Source organism: Roseateles sp. FW301-B2, assembly GCF_058788955.1.
On sequence record NZ_JBYTBE010000018.1, the window covers coordinates 25,982 to 43,174 of the forward strand.

The following is a 17,193-nucleotide window of genomic DNA, read 5'->3' on the forward strand; positions in this document are numbered from 1 at the left end:
ACAAAATGGCAAAACGCACAGACATCAAGAGCATCCTCATCATCGGCGCCGGCCCCATCATCATCGGCCAGGCCTGTGAGTTCGACTATTCCGGCGCCCAGGCCTGCAAGGCCCTGCGCGAGGAAGGCTACAAGGTCATCCTGGTCAACAGCAATCCGGCGACCATCATGACCGACCCGGACACGGCGGATGTGACCTATATCGAGCCCATCACCTGGCAGGTGGTGGAGAAGATCATCGCCAAGGAGCGCCCGGATGCGGTGCTGCCCACCATGGGCGGCCAGACCGCGCTGAACTGCGCGCTGGATCTGCACAAGCATGGCGTGCTGGAGAAGTACCAGGTCGAGATGATCGGCGCCAACGAAAAGGCGATTGAGAAGGCCGAGGACCGCCTCAAGTTCAAGGACGCGATGACCAAGATCGGCCTGGACTCGGCCAAGTCGGGCATCGCGCACTCGCTGGAAGAGGCCTGGGGCGTGCAAAAGCGCATCCATGCCGAGATCGGCGGCGACGGCTTTCCGATGGTCATCCGCCCCAGCTTCACGCTGGGCGGCACGGGTGGCGGCATCGCCTACAACCCCGAGGAATTCGAAGAGATCTGCAAGCGCGGCCTCGACCTCTCGCCCACCAACGAGCTCCTGATCGAGGAATCGCTGATCGGCTGGAAGGAGTACGAGATGGAAGTGGTGCGCGACAAGGCGGACAACTGCATCATCGTCTGCTCGATCGAGAACCTCGACCCGATGGGCATCCACACCGGCGACTCCATCACCGTGGCGCCCTCGCAGACCCTCAGCGACAAGGAATACCAGCTGCTGCGCAATGCCTCGATCGCGATCCTGCGCGAGATCGGTGTGGACACCGGCGGCTCCAACGTGCAGTTCTCCATCAACCCGCGCGACGGCCGCATGGTGGTGATCGAGATGAATCCGCGCGTCTCGCGCTCCTCGGCGCTGGCCTCCAAGGCGACCGGCTTCCCGATCGCCAAGATCGCCGCCAAGCTGGCGGTGGGCTACACGCTGGATGAGCTGAAGAACGACATCACCGGTGGTGTGACGCCGGCGTCCTTCGAGCCCTCGATCGACTATGTGGTCACCAAGATCCCGCGCTTCGCCTTCGAGAAGTTCCCGATGGCCGACTCGCACCTGACCACGCAGATGAAGTCGGTGGGCGAGGTGATGGCGATGGGGCGGACTTTCCAGGAAAGCTTCCAGAAGGCCTTGCGCGGCCTCGAGACCGGCATCGACGGCCTGACAGAGCGCAGCAGCGATCGCGAAGAGATCGTGCAGGAGATCGGCGAAGCCGGACCCGAGCGCATCCTCTTCCTGGCGGACGCCTTCCGCATCGGCATGAGCTTGCAAGAGGTGTTCGACGAGACTGCCGTGGACCCCTGGTTCCTGGCCCAGATCGAGCAACTGGTGCAGATCGAGAAGAGCATCGCTGGCCGTGCGCTGGACAGCCTCTCGACCGAGGAGCTGCGTTTCCTCAAGACCAAGGGCTTCTCCGACCGGCGCATCGCCAAGCTGCTGGCTACCAACCAGCATCTGGTGCGTGAAAAGCGCTGGGCCGCGGGCGTGCGCCCGGTCTACAAACGCGTGGACACCTGCGCGGCCGAGTTCGCCACCCAGACGGCCTATATGTACTCCACCTATGACGAGGAGTGCGAGGCCGAGCCCACCGACAAGAAGAAGATCATGGTGCTGGGCGGTGGCCCGAACCGCATCGGCCAGGGCATCGAGTTCGACTACTGCTGCGTGCATGCGGCGCTGGCGATGCGCGAAGACGGTTACGAGACCATCATGGTCAACTGCAACCCCGAGACCGTCTCCACCGACTACGACACCAGCGACCGTCTCTACTTCGAGCCGGTGACGCTGGAGGATGTGCTCGAGATCGTGGCCAAGGAACAGCCGGTCGGCGTGATCGTGCAGTACGGCGGCCAGACGCCGCTGAAGCTGGCGCTGGATTTGGAGCGCGCCGGCGTGCCCATCATCGGCACCACCCCCGACAGCATCGACATCGCCGAAGACCGCGAGCGCTTCCAGAAGCTGCTGCACGAGCTGGGCCTGAAGCAGCCGCCCAATCGCACCGCGCGCACCGAAGAGGCCGCGCTGCAACTGGCGCAGGAAATTGGCTATCCCCTGGTGGTGCGCCCCAGCTATGTGCTGGGCGGCCGCGCCATGGAAATCGTGCACGGCGACAAGGACCTGGAGCGTTATATGCGCGAAGCGGTGCGCGTCTCCGACAAGTCGCCGGTGCTGCTGGACCGCTTCCTGGAGGATGCGCTCGAGGTCGACGTCGACTGCATCAGCGATGGCGTGGACGTGATGATCGGCGGCATCATGGAGCACATCGAGGCGGCCGGCATCCACTCCGGCGACTCGGCCTGCTCGCTGCCACCTTACACGCTGTCCCAGACGCTGCAGGACGAGCTGCGCCGCCAGACCGCGGCGATGGCCAAGGCGCTCAAGGTGGTCGGCCTGATGAATGTGCAGTTCGCCATCCAGGGTGACGTGACCAAGGGCCTGGAGGCCGCCACTGTCTATGTGCTGGAAGTGAACCCGCGTGCCTCGCGCACCGTGCCCTTTGTGTCCAAGGCCACCGGCCAGCAGCTCGCCAAGATCGCGGCGCGCTGCATGGCGGGCCAGAAGCTCAAGGACCAGCGCGACCGCCTGGGCCGTGTGCCGGCCGAGGTGATTCCGCCTTACTTCAGCGTCAAGGAAGCCGTCTTCCCCTTCAACAAGTTCCCCGGCGTGGACCCGATCCTGAGCCCGGAAATGCGTTCCACCGGCGAGGTGATGGGGGCCGGCCGCAGCTTTGGCGAGGCGATGCTGAAGAGCCAGCTGGGCGCGGGCTCGCGCCTGCCGCGCCAGGGCAATGTGCTGATCACGGTGAAGAACTCCGACAAGGCCCGTGCCGTGGCCGTGGCCAAGGACCTGGCGGCGCTGGGCTTTGGCGTCGTGGCCACCAAGGGCACGGCAGCGGCGATCGCCGAGGCCGGCGTGCCGGTGCGCGTGGTCAACAAGGTCAAGGACGGCCGCCCGCACATCGTCGACATGATCAAGGGCGGCGACATCCAGCTGGTGTTCACCACCGTGGACGAGACCCGCACCGCGATCGCCGACAGCCGCCACATCCGCCAGGCCGCACTCGCCAACCGCGTGACCTACTACACCACCATGGCCGGCTGCGAGGCCGCCGTGGAGGGCATGAAGCACAAGGATGGCCTGCTGGTGCAATCCCTGCAGGAACTGCACGCGGAACTCGTCTAAACTCCGCTCCGTCAGTAGATTCCGCCGCCGCGGCTCAGGCTTCCTGAGCGGCTGCGGCGGTTTGTTTTGTCTCTCAAGGTTTACACATGGCCACGATCCCTTTGACCGTACGCGGCGCCGAAAAGCTCAAGCAAGAACTGCATCAACTCAAGTCGGTTGAGCGCCACGCCGTGATCAACGCCATTGCCGAAGCCCGCGCCCAGGGTGATCTGTCCGAGAACGCCGAGTACGAAGCGGCCAAGGACAAGCAGGGCTTCATCGAAGGCCGCATCCTCGAAATCGAGGGCAAGCTGGCCGCCGCCCAGGTCATCGATCCGGCCTCGGTGGATGCCGGCGGCCGCATCGTGTTCGGCACCACCGTCGATCTGGAAGAAGAAGCCAGCGGCGCCGAGGTGACCTACCAGATCGTCGGCGACGACGAGGCCGATCTGAAGCTGGGTCTGATCTCGATCAGCTCGCCGATCGCGCGTGCCCTGATCGGCAAGGAGGCCGGCGACGTGGCCGAGGTGCAGGCGCCCGGCGGCGTGAAGCGCTACGAAATCGTTGAAGTCCGCTACGTCTGAGCGGATGAAGATGCTTTACCGCGCTCGCGCGCTGCTGGCCGCCCTCTGGGGCGGCCTTCTGCTTTGCGTGGCCGGCGTGGCCGCGCCCAGTGCGTTTGCGGTGCTGGAACGGGCCCAGGCCGGCAAGCTGGTGGGGCGCGTGTTCGAGTTGGATGCCCAGATCGGCCTGGCCGCGGGGCTCCTGCTGCTGATGATGGAGCGCCGTCTGCAGCGCGACGCTAGCGTGCTCGGCCAGGTGTTCACGCCTGAGCTGTTGCTGCCCCTGGTCGCCCTGTTCTGCGTGGTGGCCGGCTATTACGGCCTGCAACCGCTGCTGGAGGCAGCGCGCGCGGGGCAGGGTGCTTGGTCCTTCGGTGCGCTGCACGCGGTTTCCAGCCTGCTGTTCGGGCTCAAGACCCTGGCGGTGCTGCTGCTGGCCTGGGGCGCGTCCCGCGCGCCGGCCTGAAGAGAAGTTCAGTCGGCGACCGTCTTCTTCACGCTGGTGATGCGGCGCTTGGCGCGCTTGATCTCGCCACCCTGGGCGACGCGCTGATTGCCCAGCACCTGGACCTTCTTGATCTGCGGGCGGTGGTTGCCGCTCTTGGAGAACTTGACGATCTTCACGACCTTGGGGCCGCGCCTGGAGTCGTCGCGCTCGGCCTCTTCCTTCTCGGGCATCGGGCGCCACAGCACCAGCAGCTTGCCGATGTGCTGGATGGGTGCCGCGCTGAGCTGGTCGGCCAGGTCCGCGAAAATGCTCTCGCGGTTCGCTCGGTCGTCAGACAGCACGCGCACCTTGATCAGCCCGTGGGCGTTCAAGGCGGCGTTGGTTTCCTTCACGACGGCGGGCGTGAGTCCGTCCGCGCCTATCATCACCACGGGGTCCAGATGATGGGCGTCGGAACGTTTTTCCTTGCGCTGGGCAGGGGTCAATTGAATCGCAGGCATAGTCGCATTATCGCGTCTCGCGCCAGACATCATGAAAATCGATAGCAAAAGCAAGAAGATCAACAAGGCCTGGCTGCACGACCACATCTCCGATCCCTATGTGAAGCTGGCGCAGCGCGAGGGCTATCGGGCCCGCGCCGCCTACAAGCTCAAGGAGATCGACGAGGAGTTGAAGCTGTTCCGGCCGGGCCAGGTGGTGGTCGATCTGGGCTCGGCACCGGGCGCCTGGAGCCAATACCTGCGGCGCCGCTTTGCCCCCAAGGAGGCCGGCGTGGGCGGCGCGGCGGTCGGCGAGCTGAACGGCACCATCATTTCGCTGGACCTGCTGGAGATGGAACCGATCGAGGGCGTGCACTTCATCCAGGGAGATTTCCGTGAGGACGAGGTGCTGCAGCAGCTGGAGGCGGCGCTGGCGGGGCGCGCGGTGGATGTGGTGGTGTCGGACATGGCGCCCAATCTGTCCGGCATCGCTTCCACCGATGCGGCGCGGATCGAGCATCTGATCGAGCTGGCCATCGATTTCGCGCGCAATCACCTCAAGGCCGAAGGGGCACTGGTGACCAAGGTCTTCCATGGCGCCGGCTACAACGAGCTGGTCGAGCTGTTCAAGCAGAACTTCAAAAAGGTCAAGCCGATCAAGCCCAAGGCCTCGCGCGACCGCTCCTCGGAAACCTTTCTGGTGGGCATAGGCCTCAAATAGTCACGCAGCTTGTGCATGACTATGGTCAAGCTTGAGAAAGCCAATCAGGCTTCGGGGCTTGACTGCAATAGAATCAACCCCATATGCCGGGCATCGATCGCACAGTGACGGTCGGTGTGACATCGAATAAGGAGTCGCGGTGAACAATCAGTGGTTCTCGAAAGTAGCTGTTTGGATGGTGATAGCCCTGGTGCTGTTCACCGTCTTCAAGCAGTTCGATCGGGGCGCGGCCCAGGGGAACCAGATCGGTTACTCCGATTTCCTCGAAGAGGTGAGAGCGCGTCGCATCAAGCAGGTGACCCTGCAAGAGGGCAATGGCGGTACCGAGATCATCGCCACCACCAATGACGACAAGAAGCTGCGCAGTACGGCCACCTATCTGGACCGTGGCCTGGTGGGCGACCTGATCAACAACGGCGTCAAGTTCGATGTGCGTCAGCGTGAAGAGCCTTCGCTGTTGATGAGCCTGCTGGTCAGCTGGGGTCCGATGCTGCTGCTGATCGGCGTGTGGGTCTACTTCATGCGCCAGATGCAGGGCGGTGGCAAGGGCGGGGCGTTCAGCTTCGGCAAATCCAAGGCCCGCATGCTGGACGAGGCCAACAATTCCACCACCTTCGCCGACGTCGCCGGTTGCGACGAGGCCAAGGAAGAGGTCAAGGAACTGGTGGACTTCCTCAAGGATCCGCAGAAATTCCAGAAGCTGGGCGGCCGCATTCCGCGCGGCGTGCTGCTGGTGGGCCCTCCGGGCACCGGCAAGACGCTGCTGGCCAAGGCCATCGCCGGCGAGGCCAAGGTGCCGTTCTTCTCGATCTCGGGCTCCGACTTTGTCGAGATGTTCGTCGGTGTCGGCGCGGCCCGTGTGCGCGACATGTTCGAGCAGGCCAAGAAGAGTGCACCCTGCATCATCTTCGTGGACGAAATCGATGCGGTCGGCCGCCACCGTGGTGCCGGCCTGGGTGGCGGCAACGACGAGCGCGAGCAGACGCTGAACCAGATGCTGGTGGAGATGGATGGCTTCGAGACCAATCTCGGCGTCATCGTGATGGCCGCGACCAACCGTCCGGACATCCTGGATCCGGCCCTGCTGCGTCCCGGCCGTTTCGATCGCCAGGTCTATGTGACCCTGCCGGACGTGCGCGGCCGTGAGCAGATCCTGAACGTGCACATGCGCAAGGTGCCGGTGGGGCAGGACATCCGTGCCGACATCCTGGCCCGTGGCACGCCCGGTTTCTCGGGCGCCGATCTGGCCAACCTGGTCAACGAGGCCGCCCTCTTTGCCGCACGCCGCAATGGCCGCGTGGTGGAGATGGTGGACTTCGAGAAGGCCAAGGACAAGATCATGATGGGCCCCGAGCGCAAGTCCATGGTCATGCCCGAGGAAGAGCGCAAGAACACCGCCTATCACGAGGCCGGCCATGCCCTGGTGGCGCGCCTGATGCCCAAGACCGACCCGGTGCACAAGGTGACGGTGATCCCGCGTGGCCGCGCCCTCGGCGTGACCATGCAGTTGCCGGAAGGTGATCGCTACAGCATGGACAAGGAGCGCATGCTTTCCACCATCTCGGTGCTGTTCGGTGGCCGCATTGCCGAAGAGGTGTTCATGAACCAGATGACCACCGGTGCCAGCAACGACTTCGAGCGCGCCACCCAGATCGCCCGCGATATGGTGACCCGTTACGGCATGACCGATGAGCTGGGCCCGATGGTCTATGCGGAGAACGAGGGCGAGGTCTTCCTGGGCCGCTCGGTCACCAAGACCACCACCATGTCGGAAGAGACCATGCGCAAGGTCGACCAGGTCGTGCGCCGCATCATCGATGAGCAATACGGCATTGCCCGCAAGCACATCGAGGAAAACATGGACAAGATGCACGCGATGGCCAAGGCCCTGCTGGAATGGGAAACCATCGACGCCGACCAGATCGACGACATCATGGACGGCCGCCCGCCTCGGCCGCCCAAGGACTGGACCCCGCCCAGTGGCGGCAAGAGCGATGGCAATGCCGCCGCCCTGAGCGCCGGTAACGCGCACGCCGCGGCCTGACGCAAGAAACATCAACATTCCCGATGGGGCCGTCTGCAAGGACCGGCCCCTTTTTCATGGCTCATCGCACGGCTCACCGCATGGCTCACTGGCAGACCACCCGCTTTCGCATCGCGCTCGACAAGCCCCTGGTGATGGGCATCGTCAACGTCACCCCCGACTCCTTCTCGGATGGGGGCCAGCATGGCGAGGCGCATGCGGCGATCGCGCATTGCGAGCAGCTGCTGGCCGAAGGCGCCGATCTGCTGGACATCGGCGGCGAGTCCAGCCGCCCGGGGGCGCCAACGCTGAGCCCGCAGGAAGAGTGGGCGCGGGTCGAGCCGGTGCTGAAGGCCGCGCTGCGCCTGGGGGTGCCGGTCTCGGTCGATACCTACAAGCCCAGCACCATGCAGCGCGCGCTGGATCTGGGAGTGGACATCGTCAACGACATCCAGGCCCTGCAGCTGCCCGGTGCGGCCGAACTGGTGGCCGCCCATCCGAGCTGCGGCATGTGCCTGATGCATATGCGCGGCGATCCGGCCAGCATGCAGGGCCTGACCGGCTATGGCGACATCACGAGCGAGGTGGCCGAGTTCCTGGCAACGCGCGCCGCCCATCTACGCCGACTCGGCGCCGCCGCCGATCGCATCCTGCTGGACCCAGGTTATGGTTTCGCCAAGACGGCGGATCAGAACTTCCAGCTGCTGCGCGAGCAGGCGCGGTTGCTGAAGCTGGGCTATCCGCTGCTGGTGGGCTGGTCGCGCAAATCGTCGCTGGGTGCCATCACCGGCCGGCCGGTCGAGCAACGCCTGGCCGCCAGCCTCGCCGCCGCCTTGGCCGCGGTGGCGCAGGGCGCGCGCGTGCTGCGCGTGCACGATGTCGCGGCCACGATCGATGCCCTCAAGGTTTGGGGGGTGGCGGGTGGCAGTACCGGTCCGGCGATCGGCGAGAATCCAGCCATAGAGATTTCAGGAGGACGCTCGCAATGAGCCGTACGTATTTCGGAACCGATGGCATCCGTGGCACCGTGGGCCAGTCGCCCATCACGCCGGACTTCATGCTGCGCCTGGGCCATGCCGTGGGCCGCGTACTGCGCAAGGGCGGTGGCCGGCCCACCGTGCTGATCGGCAAGGACACCCGGATTTCGGGCTATATGCTGGAGTCGTCGCTGGAGGCGGGTTTCGCCTCTGCCGGCGTCGACGTGCTGCTCACCGGCCCCCTGCCCACGCCCGGCGTGGCCTACCTGACGCGCGCACTGCGTCTGGATCTGGGGGTGGTGATCTCGGCCTCGCACAACCCCTTCGCCGACAACGGCATCAAGTTCTTTTCCGCCAAGGGCGAGAAGCTGCCCGACGCCTGGGAGCTGGCGGTGGAGCAGGCGCTGGAGGAGGCGCCGAGCTGGGTGGATTCGGCCAACCTCGGCCGGGCCCGCCGCCTGCAGGATGCGCGTGGCCGCTACATCGAGTTCTGCAAGAACAGCTTCGGTTCGGACCTGACCCTCAAGGGCCTGAAGATCGTGGTGGATGCCGCCAACGGCGCGGCCTATCACGTGGCACCCGATGTGTTTCATGAGCTCGGTGCCGAGGTCATCTCGATCGGCTGCAGCCCCGACGGCTTTAATATCAACGACGGTTGCGGCGCCACCGCACCGGCGGCGCTGGTGAAGGCGGTCAAGGAGCATGGCGCGCATTACGGTGTGGCGCTGGACGGCGATGCCGACCGCCTGCAGCTGGTGGACGCGCAGGGCCGGCTCTACAACGGTGACGAGTTGCTGTATGTGATGGTGGCCGACCGCCTCAACCAGGGCCTGCGCGTGCCGGGCGCGGTGGGCACGCTGATGACCAATATGGCGGTGGAGCTGGCGCTGAAGAGCCGCGACGTCGAGTTCGTGCGCGCCAAGGTGGGCGACCGCTATGTGCTGGAAGAGCTCAGCGCACGCGGCTGGCAACTGGGCGGCGAAGGCTCGGGCCATCTGCTGGCGCTGGACAAGCACACCACCGGCGACGGCATCGTCAGCGCGCTGCTGGTGCTGCAAGCCATCAGCCGCACCGGGCGCAGCCTGGCCGAGCAGCTGCAGGGGGTGGACCTGTTCCCGCAGACCCTCATCAATGTGCGCTTGCAGGCCGGCCAGGATTGGAAGAGCAATGGTGCGCTGGCGCAGGCCCAGGCCGAGGTCACGGCCGAGCTGGCCTCGCGCGGCCGGGTGCTGATACGCGCCTCGGGCACCGAGCCGCTACTGCGCGTGATGGTGGAGGCCAGCGACGCCTCGCTGGCCAGGAGCTGCGCCGAGCGTCTGGTGGACGCCGTGCGCGCCTGAGCGAGCGCCTCGCTGCATCGAGAAGGGCCACCTCGCGGTGGCCCTTTCGCATGGGTGTCTTCTTTACTTCTTCGGCGGCGTCAGCACGCGATCGATCACATGGGCGACACCGTTGGTGGCCATGATGTCGGCCTGTTGCACCATCGCGTCCTCGACCGTCACGAACTCGCCGGCGCGCGCCAGCGCCACAGGGGCGCCCTGCACGGTCTTGGCGTTGCCGGTCTGCACATCGGCGGCGGCCAGCTTGGCGTTCAGCAGGTGGTAGCTCAGCACCGCCTTCAGCTCGGCGGGGTTGGCGGCCAGGGCATCCAGGGTCTTGGCCGGCACGGCCTTGAAGGCCTCGTCGGAGGGGGCGAACACGGTCAGCGGGCCGGCGGCGCGCAGCTGCTCCTGCAGGCCGGCCTGCTGCACCAGGCGGTTGAAGGTGCTGAGTTGCGGGTTGCGGGCCAGGGTGTCGGCCAGGGGGGTGGGCGCAGGCGTGCTGGCGCAGGCGGCGAGCAGGCAGGCCAGGGCGGCGGCGGCAAGTCGGTAAAATTGGTTCATGAGGGGTCTCCTTCGGCTAAACGGGTTCTGACAGGGGCCCATTCCCCCGCTTCTTCCCCTTCGCGGCCAGCTTATGCAGGCTTTGTGACAGGCCCGTGAACAGAATGTGACGCTTTGGCGCCGCGATGCGCCGGGTGACAGGCCTGTCACTGGCATGTCATATTGGGGTCATAGCATCCGCTCCATCGCCAACCAACCCCTTGCGATAGGACCTGTATGACCTTGAACCAACTCCGAGTCGGCTTGATCTTTGCGGCTTGCACCGTGGCTCTGCCTGCAGCGCAGGCGCAGGACGTCACCGGTGCTGGCGCCTCCTTCCCGGCACCTATCTATGCCAAGTGGGCCGATGCCTACAACAAGGCCAGCGGTGCGCGCATCAACTACCAGTCGGTCGGTTCGGGCGCAGGCATCCGCCAGATCAAGGCCAAGACGGTGGACTTCGGTGCCTCCGACGCGCCGCTGAAGGACGAAGAGCTGGCCAAGGACGGCCTGGTGCAGTTCCCCACCGTGATCGGCGGCGTGGTGCCGGTGGTCAATGTGAAGGGCATCGCCCCCGGCCAGCTGCGCTTGACCGGCCAGGTGCTGGGCGACATCTATCTGGGCAAGATCACGAAGTGGAACGATGCGGCCATCACGGCGCTCAACCCCGGCGTGGCCCTGCCCGACGCTGCGATCGCCCCGGTGCGTCGCGCCGATGGCTCGGGCACCAGCTTCCTGTTCACCAACTACCTCTCCAAGGTCAATGCCGAGTGGAAGAGCAAGGTGGGCGAGGGCACGGCGGTCAACTGGCCGACCGGCGCGGGCGGCAAGGGCAATGAGGGCGTGTCGGCCTTCGTGATGCGCCTGCCCAACTCGATCGGCTATGTCGAGTACGCCTATGCCAAGCAGAACAAAATGTCCCATGTGCTGCTGAAGAACCAGGCTGGCAACTTTGTCGCGCCTGCCGACAGCGCCTTCAAGGCCGCCGCCGCCGGTGCCGAGTGGACCAAGAGCTTCTACCAGGTGCTGACCGAGCAGCCCGGCAAGGACAGCTGGCCCATCACCGGCGCCACCTTCATCCTGATGCACAAGCAGCAGGACAAGCCGGCCAATGCCTCGAACTCGCTGAAGTTCTTCGACTGGGCCTATGCCAATGGCGACAAGACCGCCGACGACATGGACTATGTGCCGCTGCCGGCCTCGGTGAAGGAGCTGGTGCGCAAGCTCTGGGCCGACAATCTGAAGGATGCCGCCGGCAAGGCCGTCAGCTTCAAGTGATGTCCGGGCGCCGGGTGTCCGCAGACGGGTCGCAAGGCCCCTGCTGCCACCACGGCGCCACTTTGTTTTCCTAAGCGGAGGTCCCGTGGCCGCCATACTCCCAGCCAACCCGATCAGCAGTGACCCCAGCCTGGAGCGCGTACGGCCCCAGGGCAACCCGCCGACCCGCAAGGTGGTGGCGCCCTGGGCCGATGCCTTGTTCGCCACCCTGGCGCAGGGGGCAGCCTGGCTGACCCTGTCGCTGCTGGTGGGCATCCTGGTCTCGCTGCTGTTCGGCGCGGCGCCGGCGATCGAGAAGTACGGCCTGAGCTTTCTCTGGACCAGCGACTGGGATCCGGTGCAGGAAAAGTTCGGCGGCCTGGTGATGATTTACGGCACCCTCACGACCTCGCTGATTGCCCTGGTGATCGCGGTGCCGGTGAGCTTCGGCATCGCCGTGTTCCTGACCGAGCTCTCACCCAGCTGGCTCAAGCGCCCGCTGGGCATCGCCGTCGAGCTGCTGGCCGCCGTGCCCTCCATCGTCTATGGCATGTGGGGCCTGCTGGTGTTCGGCCCCATCCTCGCCACCTATGTGCAGCAGCCGCTGCAAAGCCTCTTGAGCGGCGTGCCCTATCTGGGCGCCCTGGTTTCGGGCCCGCCGGTGGGCATCGGCATTCTGTCGGCCGGCATCATCCTGGCCATCATGATCATTCCCTTCATCGCCTCGGTGATGCGCGACGTGTTCGAGGTCACGCCGCCGATGCTGAAGGAGTCCGCCTACGGCCTGGGCGCCACCACCTGGGAGGTGGTCTCGCGCGTGGTGCTGCCCTATACCAAGACCGGCGTGATGGGCGGCGTGATGCTGGGCCTGGGCCGGGCGCTCGGCGAGACCATGGCCGTGACCTTCGTGATCGGCAATATGAACCAGCTGAATTCACTCTCGGTGTTCGAGGCCGCCAACAGCATCACCTCGGCGCTGGCGAATGAGTTCGCCGAAGCCGGCGAGGGCCTGCACCAGGCCTCGCTGATCTATCTGGGCCTGGTGCTGTTCTTCATCACCTTTGTGGTGCTGGCCTGCTCCAAGGTCTTGCTGGCCCGTCTCAAGAAGAGCGAAGGAGCGCGCGCATGAGTGCCACCATCTCCGCCTCGCGCCTGCGCATGCATGCCAAGCGCAAACGCGTCAACGCGATCGCGCTGACGCTGTCGCTGGCCGCCATGGCCTTCGGCCTGTTCTGGCTGTTCTGGATCCTGTTCGAGACGGTGCGCCTGGGCTTTGACGGCCTGAACCTGGCCACCTTCACCGAGATGACCCCGCCGCCGCAGGCCGAGGGCGGTGGCCTGGCGAATGCCATCTTCGGCTCCATCGTGATGGTGGGCCTGGCCACCGCGCTGGGCACGCCGATCGGCATCCTTTCCGGCGTCTATCTGGCCGAGTACGGCCAGAAGACCTGGCTGGGCAGCACGGTGCGCTTCATCAACGACATCCTGCTCTCCGCGCCCTCCATCGTGGTGGGCCTCTTCATCTATGCGGTGGTGGTGGCGCGGCTGAAGAGCTTCTCGGGCTTTGCCGGCGTGCTGGCGCTGGCCTTGATCGTCATCCCGGTGGTGATACGCACCACCGAGAACATGCTGAGCCTGGTGCCCAATGCCCTGCGCGAGGCCGCCTATGCCCTGGGCACGCCCAAGTGGAAGGTGATTCTCTCCATCACCCTGAAGTCGGCGCGTGCCGGCGTCATCACCGGCATCCTGCTGGCGCTGGCGCGCATCTCGGGCGAGACCGCACCGCTGCTGTTCACCGCCCTGTCCAACCAGTTCTGGACCAGCTCGCTCAGCGAGCCCATGGCCAGCCTGCCGGTGACCATCTTCAAATTCGCGATGAGCCCCTACGAGAACTGGCAGAAGCTGGCCTGGGCGGGGGTGTTCCTCATCACCATGGGCGTGCTGCTGCTGAACATCCTGGCGCGCGTCCTGTTCAAGAACAAGCACTGAAGCGAGACCCGACCATGGACGCCAAAGTTGACCTGCCCGTGAGCGAGAAAGCCAAGCTCTCGGTGCGCGACCTGAATTTCTATTACGGCAATTTCCACGCCCTCAAGAGCATCAACCTCGACATCCCCGAGAAGAAGGTCACCGCCTTCATCGGCCCCTCGGGTTGCGGCAAGTCCACGCTGCTGCGCACGCTCAACCGCATGTTCGAGCTCTACCCCGAGCAGCGCGCCGAGGGTCAGATCTTGCTCGATGGCAATGACATCCTCTCCAGCGGCGAGGATGTCTCGCTGGTGCGCGCCAAGGTGGGCATGGTGTTCCAGAAGCCCACCCCGTTCCCGATGTCGATCTACGACAACATCGCTTTCGGCGTGCGGCTGTTCGAGACCCTGCCGCGGGTGGAGATGGACGAGCGCGTGGAGTGGGCGCTGAAGAAGGCCGCGCTGTGGACCGAGGTGAAGGACAAGCTCAACCAGAGCGGCTCGGGCCTCTCCGGCGGCCAGCAGCAGCGCCTGTGCATTGCGCGCGGCATCGCCATCAAGCCCGAGGTGCTCCTGCTGGACGAGCCCTGCTCGGCGCTGGACCCGATCTCCACCGGCAAGATCGAGGAGCTCATCCACGAGCTCAAGAACGACTACACCGTGGCCATCGTGACCCACAACATGCAGCAGGCGGCGCGCTGCTCGGACTACACGGCCTATATGTACCTGGGCGACCTGATCGAATTCGGCCCTACCGCCGAGCTCTTCATGAAGCCCAAGCGCAAGGACACGGAAGACTACATCACGGGCCGCTTCGGCTGAATCAAGAGGAGGATCACCCCATGGTTGACAAGCATCTCTCGACCCAGTTCGACGCCGAACTCAGCGGCATCTCCACCCGTGTGCTGGAAATGGGCGGCATCGTCGAAGCCCAGGTGGCGCATTCGGTGGAGGCGCTCACCACCTACAGCAACGAGCTGGCCGATGCCGTGCTCAAGCAGGAAGAGCGCGTGAACCAGATGGAAGTGGAGATCGACCGCGATCTCTCCACCATCATCGCGCGCCGCCAGCCCACCGCGCGCGATCTGCGCCTGCTGATCGCCGTCTCCAAGACGATTGCCAATCTCGAGCGCGTGGGCGACGAGGCCGCGCGCATCGCGCGCACCGTGCAGCGCCTGGTGAACTCGGGCATCTCGAGCCGGCTGCGCCTGCCGATGTCGGACCTCTCCTACGAGGCCGAGCTGGCGATCGCGCAGCTGCGCAAGGCGCTGGACGCCTTCGCGCGCCTGGACGTGGAGCGTGCGCTGGAAGTGCTGAAGCAGGACGACCAGATCGACAAGGAATTCGAGGGCCTGATGCGCAAGCTCATCACCTACATGATGGAAGACCCGCGCACGATTTCCTCCAGCATCGATCTGGTGTTCGTGGCCAAGGCGATCGAGCGCGTGGGTGACCACGCCAAGAACCTGGCCGAAGTGATCATCTACGTGGTCAAGGGCACGGACGTGCGGCACAACACGCCCGATGCCGTCGAGAACATGGTGCGCTGAGGCGCGCCGCGAGGAGAGGAGAAACGCATGAGTCGTGTACTGGTGGTCGAAGACGAATCGGCGATTGCCGAGCTGATCTCCATCAACCTGCGCCACGCAGGTTTCGACGTGACCCTGGCCGGCAGCGCCGATCAGGCCCAGCTGGAAGTGGACCGGGTGCTGCCCGATCTGGTGGTGCTGGACTGGATGCTGCCCGGCGCGTCGGGCCTGACCCTGGCGCGTCAATGGCGTGGCCAGGCGCGCACCCGCGAGCTGCCCATCATCATGCTGACGGCGCGTGCCGAGGAGACCGACAAGGTGTCGGGTCTTGATGCCGGCGCCGACGACTACCTGACCAAGCCCTTTTCCACCAACGAGCTGCTGGCGCGCATCCGCGCGGTGCTGCGCCGCAAGGCGCCCGAGGCGCTGGACAGCGTGGTCGAGGTCGGCGGCCTGAGCCTGGACCCGGGCACGCGCCGCGTCGGCCGCGAGGGTGTGGAAGTGAAGCTGGGCCCCACCGAGTTCCGCCTGCTGCATTTCTTCATGACCCACCCGGAGCGCGTGCACAGCCGTTCGCAGCTGCTGGACCGCGTCTGGGGCGACCATGTCTTCATCGAGGAGCGCACGGTGGACGTGCATGTGAAGCGCCTGCGCGAGGCGCTCGAGAAGGTCGAGTGCCAGCGCATGATCGAGACCGTGCGCGGCGCCGGTTACCGGCTCACGCAGCAGGCCGGCGCGCTGTCGGCCTGAGCACGCCGTGACCTGGCTGCTGCCTCGCATCATTGTCTCGGCCATCGTGGCCGCCCTGGGCGGACTGCTGGGCCTGTGGGTCGGGCAGTGGCTGGGGATTCCGCTGCTCTCGCATCTCCTGGGCGCGGCCCTGGCGGTGGGCGCCCTGGTGATGCTGGACGCGGTGCGCGCCCATCGCCTGATCCAATGGCTGCGCGGCGCGCAGGACGGCGAGGCGCCGCGCGACACCGGGCTCTGGGGCGAGCTGGGTTACCGCTTCGAGCGCGCGCTGCGCGACCGCGAGCGCCTGCTGCAGCGCGAGCGCCTGCAGCTCGACCAGTTCCTGTCCGCCATCGAGGCCTCGCCCAACGGCGTGCTCTTGCTGGATGCGCAGGACCATATCCTGTGGTGCAACAGCGTCGCGGCCGATCACTTTTCGCTCGATCCGGTGCGCGACCGGCAGCAGCGCATCACGAACCTGGTGCGCTACCCGTCCTTCGTCGCGCATCTGCAATCGGGCCAGTATGCGCAAGGCCTGACCCTGACGAATGCGCGCGGGCGTGCCACCCTGCAGGTGATCGTGCGCGGCTACGGCGAGGGCATGCGCCTGGTGCTGTCGCTGGACGTCACCGAACGCGAGCGCGCCGAGGCGATGCGGCGCGATTTCGTCGCCAATGTCTCGCACGAGATCCGTACGCCGCTGACGGTGCTGGCCGGCTTCATCGAGACCATGAGTTCACTCAACCTCACCGAGGCCGAACGCCGCCGCGTCCTGCAGCTGATGGGCCAGCAGACCCATCGCATGCAGAGCCTGGTGAGCGATCTGCTGACCCTGGCCCAGCTGGAAGGCAGCCCGCGGCCGGCTGCCGATCAATGGATCAATCTGGACAAGCTGCTGGCGCGCGTGGGGGCCGACGCCTTGGCGCTGTCGGCGGGCCGCCATCAGCTGACCCTGCCCGGCGAACAGCATGCGGAGCTGGCCGGCGTGGAAGCCGAGGTGCTGAGCGCGGTGAGCAATCTGCTCAGCAATGCGGTGCGCTACACGCCGGAGGGCGGTGCCATCACGCTCGGCTGGCGCATCCAGGCGGATGGCTCGGGCGAGCTGTGCGTCAGCGACAACGGCCCGGGCATCGCGCGCGAGCACCTGCCGCGCCTGACCGAGCGTTTCTACCGCGTGGACGGCAGCCGCTCGCGCGACACCGGCGGCACCGGCCTGGGCCTGTCCATCGTCAAGCATGTGCTGCAACGCCATGGCGGCGAACTGGACATCCAGAGCGAGCTGGGCGCCGGTTCGCGCTTCCGGCTGGTGTTCCCGGCCGCCAGGGTGCGGCTGAACGACGATCTGGCGATCGGCGCCGAGGCCGCGATGGCGCCCGCAGGCCGCTGA

The 17,193-nt window shown here is 66.0% G+C and carries 16 protein-coding genes; 14 read left to right on the plus strand and 2 right to left on the minus strand.

All coding sequences use genetic code 11. The features are described 5' to 3' along the window. Window positions 1-5 precede the first annotated feature (5 nt). From carB to AC3WQY_RS13750, 3 genes are all read left to right on the plus strand, one after another. Entirely contained in the window at window positions 6-3,272 is a 3,267-nt protein-coding gene (gene carB / locus AC3WQY_RS13740) for a carbamoyl-phosphate synthase large subunit (RefSeq protein ID WP_492709128.1), read from the plus strand. A gap of 86 nt (window positions 3,273-3,358) precedes the next feature. Then, window positions 3,359-3,835 carry a transcription elongation factor GreA gene (gene greA, locus AC3WQY_RS13745; protein WP_285232524.1) on the plus strand — a complete coding sequence of 159 codons (477 nt, stop codon included), beginning with the start codon at window positions 3,359-3,361 and terminating at the stop codon, window positions 3,833-3,835. 4 nt (window positions 3,836-3,839) lie between these two features. Then, window positions 3,840-4,280 carry a DUF4149 domain-containing protein gene (locus AC3WQY_RS13750; RefSeq protein ID WP_492709131.1) on the plus strand — a complete coding sequence of 147 codons (441 nt, stop codon included), beginning with the start codon at window positions 3,840-3,842 and terminating at the stop codon, window positions 4,278-4,280. Window positions 4,281-4,288: 8 nt separating this feature from the next. Here the strand turns inward: AC3WQY_RS13750 and AC3WQY_RS13755 are convergent, their stop codons facing one another. After that, window positions 4,289-4,762: a YhbY family RNA-binding protein gene (locus AC3WQY_RS13755; protein ID WP_285232522.1), complete on the minus strand. Its 474-nt coding sequence runs from the start codon at window positions 4,760-4,762 to the stop codon at window positions 4,289-4,291. Between the two features lie 31 nt (window positions 4,763-4,793). Here AC3WQY_RS13755 and AC3WQY_RS13760 point away from each other — a divergent pair, with 31 nt between their 5' ends. The 4 genes from AC3WQY_RS13760 (at window position 4,794) to glmM (ending at window position 9,802) form a co-directional block, all read left to right on the plus strand. Beyond that, window positions 4,794-5,462 (plus strand): RlmE family RNA methyltransferase, encoded by a 669-nt coding sequence (locus tag AC3WQY_RS13760; protein WP_285232521.1) that lies wholly within the window; start codon window positions 4,794-4,796, stop codon window positions 5,460-5,462. Window positions 5,463-5,601: 139 nt separating this feature from the next. Further along, the gene (gene ftsH / locus AC3WQY_RS13765) at window positions 5,602-7,506 is read left to right on the plus strand and encodes an ATP-dependent zinc metalloprotease FtsH (RefSeq protein ID WP_285232520.1); all 1,905 of its coding nucleotides are present in this window, start codon (window positions 5,602-5,604) and stop codon (window positions 7,504-7,506) included. A gap of 80 nt (window positions 7,507-7,586) precedes the next feature. After that, the gene (gene folP / locus AC3WQY_RS13770; RefSeq protein WP_492709133.1) at window positions 7,587-8,474 is read left to right on the plus strand and encodes a dihydropteroate synthase; all 888 of its coding nucleotides are present in this window, start codon (window positions 7,587-7,589) and stop codon (window positions 8,472-8,474) included. Next, a complete protein-coding gene (gene glmM, locus AC3WQY_RS13775; protein WP_285232518.1) occupies window positions 8,471-9,802 on the plus strand; it encodes a phosphoglucosamine mutase in 1,332 nt (443 codons plus the stop codon). The genes folP and glmM overlap by 4 nt, the downstream gene beginning before the upstream one ends. A 63-nt stretch (window positions 9,803-9,865) precedes the next feature. On the opposite strand, the gene AC3WQY_RS13780 is transcribed toward glmM, so the two are convergent. Then, a complete protein-coding gene (locus AC3WQY_RS13780; RefSeq protein WP_492709135.1) occupies window positions 9,866-10,345 on the minus strand; it encodes a fasciclin domain-containing protein in 480 nt (159 codons plus the stop codon). Between the two features lie 216 nt (window positions 10,346-10,561). Here AC3WQY_RS13780 and pstS point away from each other — a divergent pair, with 216 nt between their 5' ends. The 7 genes from pstS to phoR all read left to right on the plus strand — a co-directional run bounded on the left by pstS (window position 10,562) and on the right by phoR (window position 17,193). Continuing rightward, window positions 10,562-11,602 carry a phosphate ABC transporter substrate-binding protein PstS gene (gene pstS / locus AC3WQY_RS13785; protein WP_492709137.1) on the plus strand — a complete coding sequence of 347 codons (1,041 nt, stop codon included), beginning with the start codon at window positions 10,562-10,564 and terminating at the stop codon, window positions 11,600-11,602. A 130-nt stretch (window positions 11,603-11,732) separates the two neighbouring features. Then, a complete protein-coding gene (gene pstC, locus AC3WQY_RS13790) occupies window positions 11,733-12,710 on the plus strand; it encodes a phosphate ABC transporter permease PstC (protein ID WP_285235666.1) in 978 nt (325 codons plus the stop codon). After that, complete coding sequence (gene pstA, locus AC3WQY_RS13795) at window positions 12,707-13,570, plus strand: phosphate ABC transporter permease PstA (RefSeq protein ID WP_285232515.1); 864 nt, start codon at window positions 12,707-12,709, stop codon at window positions 13,568-13,570. Before pstC ends, pstA begins: the two co-directional genes overlap by 4 nt. Before the next feature lie 14 nt (window positions 13,571-13,584). Next, a complete protein-coding gene (pstB, locus tag AC3WQY_RS13800) occupies window positions 13,585-14,370 on the plus strand; it encodes a phosphate ABC transporter ATP-binding protein PstB (RefSeq protein ID WP_285232514.1) in 786 nt (261 codons plus the stop codon). Between the two features lie 20 nt (window positions 14,371-14,390). Further along, complete coding sequence (gene phoU, locus AC3WQY_RS13805; RefSeq protein ID WP_285232513.1) at window positions 14,391-15,098, plus strand: phosphate signaling complex protein PhoU; 708 nt, start codon at window positions 14,391-14,393, stop codon at window positions 15,096-15,098. Between the two features lie 27 nt (window positions 15,099-15,125). Then, a complete protein-coding gene (gene phoB / locus AC3WQY_RS13810) occupies window positions 15,126-15,827 on the plus strand; it encodes a phosphate regulon transcriptional regulator PhoB (protein WP_285232512.1) in 702 nt (233 codons plus the stop codon). 7 nt (window positions 15,828-15,834) lie between these two features. Beyond that, window positions 15,835-17,193 (plus strand): phosphate regulon sensor histidine kinase PhoR, encoded by a 1,359-nt coding sequence (gene phoR, locus AC3WQY_RS13815; protein ID WP_285232511.1) that lies wholly within the window; start codon window positions 15,835-15,837, stop codon window positions 17,191-17,193.

Coding starts and splice junctions, on each gene's coding strand:
- carB (WP_492709128.1), top strand. CDS start 6: ATGGCAAAACGCACAGACATCAAGAGCATCCTCATCATCGGCGCCGGC.
- greA (WP_285232524.1), top strand. CDS start 3,359: ATGGCCACGATCCCTTTGACCGTACGCGGCGCCGAAAAGCTCAAGCAA.
- AC3WQY_RS13750 (WP_492709131.1), top strand. CDS start 3,840: ATGAAGATGCTTTACCGCGCTCGCGCGCTGCTGGCCGCCCTCTGGGGC.
- AC3WQY_RS13755 (WP_285232522.1), bottom strand. CDS start 4,762: ATGCCTGCGATTCAATTGACCCCTGCCCAGCGCAAGGAAAAACGTTCC.
- AC3WQY_RS13760 (WP_285232521.1), top strand. CDS start 4,794: ATGAAAATCGATAGCAAAAGCAAGAAGATCAACAAGGCCTGGCTGCAC.
- folP (WP_492709133.1), top strand. CDS start 7,587: ATGGCTCACTGGCAGACCACCCGCTTTCGCATCGCGCTCGACAAGCCC.
- glmM (WP_285232518.1), top strand. CDS start 8,471: ATGAGCCGTACGTATTTCGGAACCGATGGCATCCGTGGCACCGTGGGC.
- AC3WQY_RS13780 (WP_492709135.1), bottom strand. CDS start 10,345: ATGAACCAATTTTACCGACTTGCCGCCGCCGCCCTGGCCTGCCTGCTC.
- pstS (WP_492709137.1), top strand. CDS start 10,562: ATGACCTTGAACCAACTCCGAGTCGGCTTGATCTTTGCGGCTTGCACC.
- pstA (WP_285232515.1), top strand. CDS start 12,707: ATGAGTGCCACCATCTCCGCCTCGCGCCTGCGCATGCATGCCAAGCGC.
- pstB (WP_285232514.1), top strand. CDS start 13,585: ATGGACGCCAAAGTTGACCTGCCCGTGAGCGAGAAAGCCAAGCTCTCG.
- phoU (WP_285232513.1), top strand. CDS start 14,391: ATGGTTGACAAGCATCTCTCGACCCAGTTCGACGCCGAACTCAGCGGC.
- phoB (WP_285232512.1), top strand. CDS start 15,126: ATGAGTCGTGTACTGGTGGTCGAAGACGAATCGGCGATTGCCGAGCTG.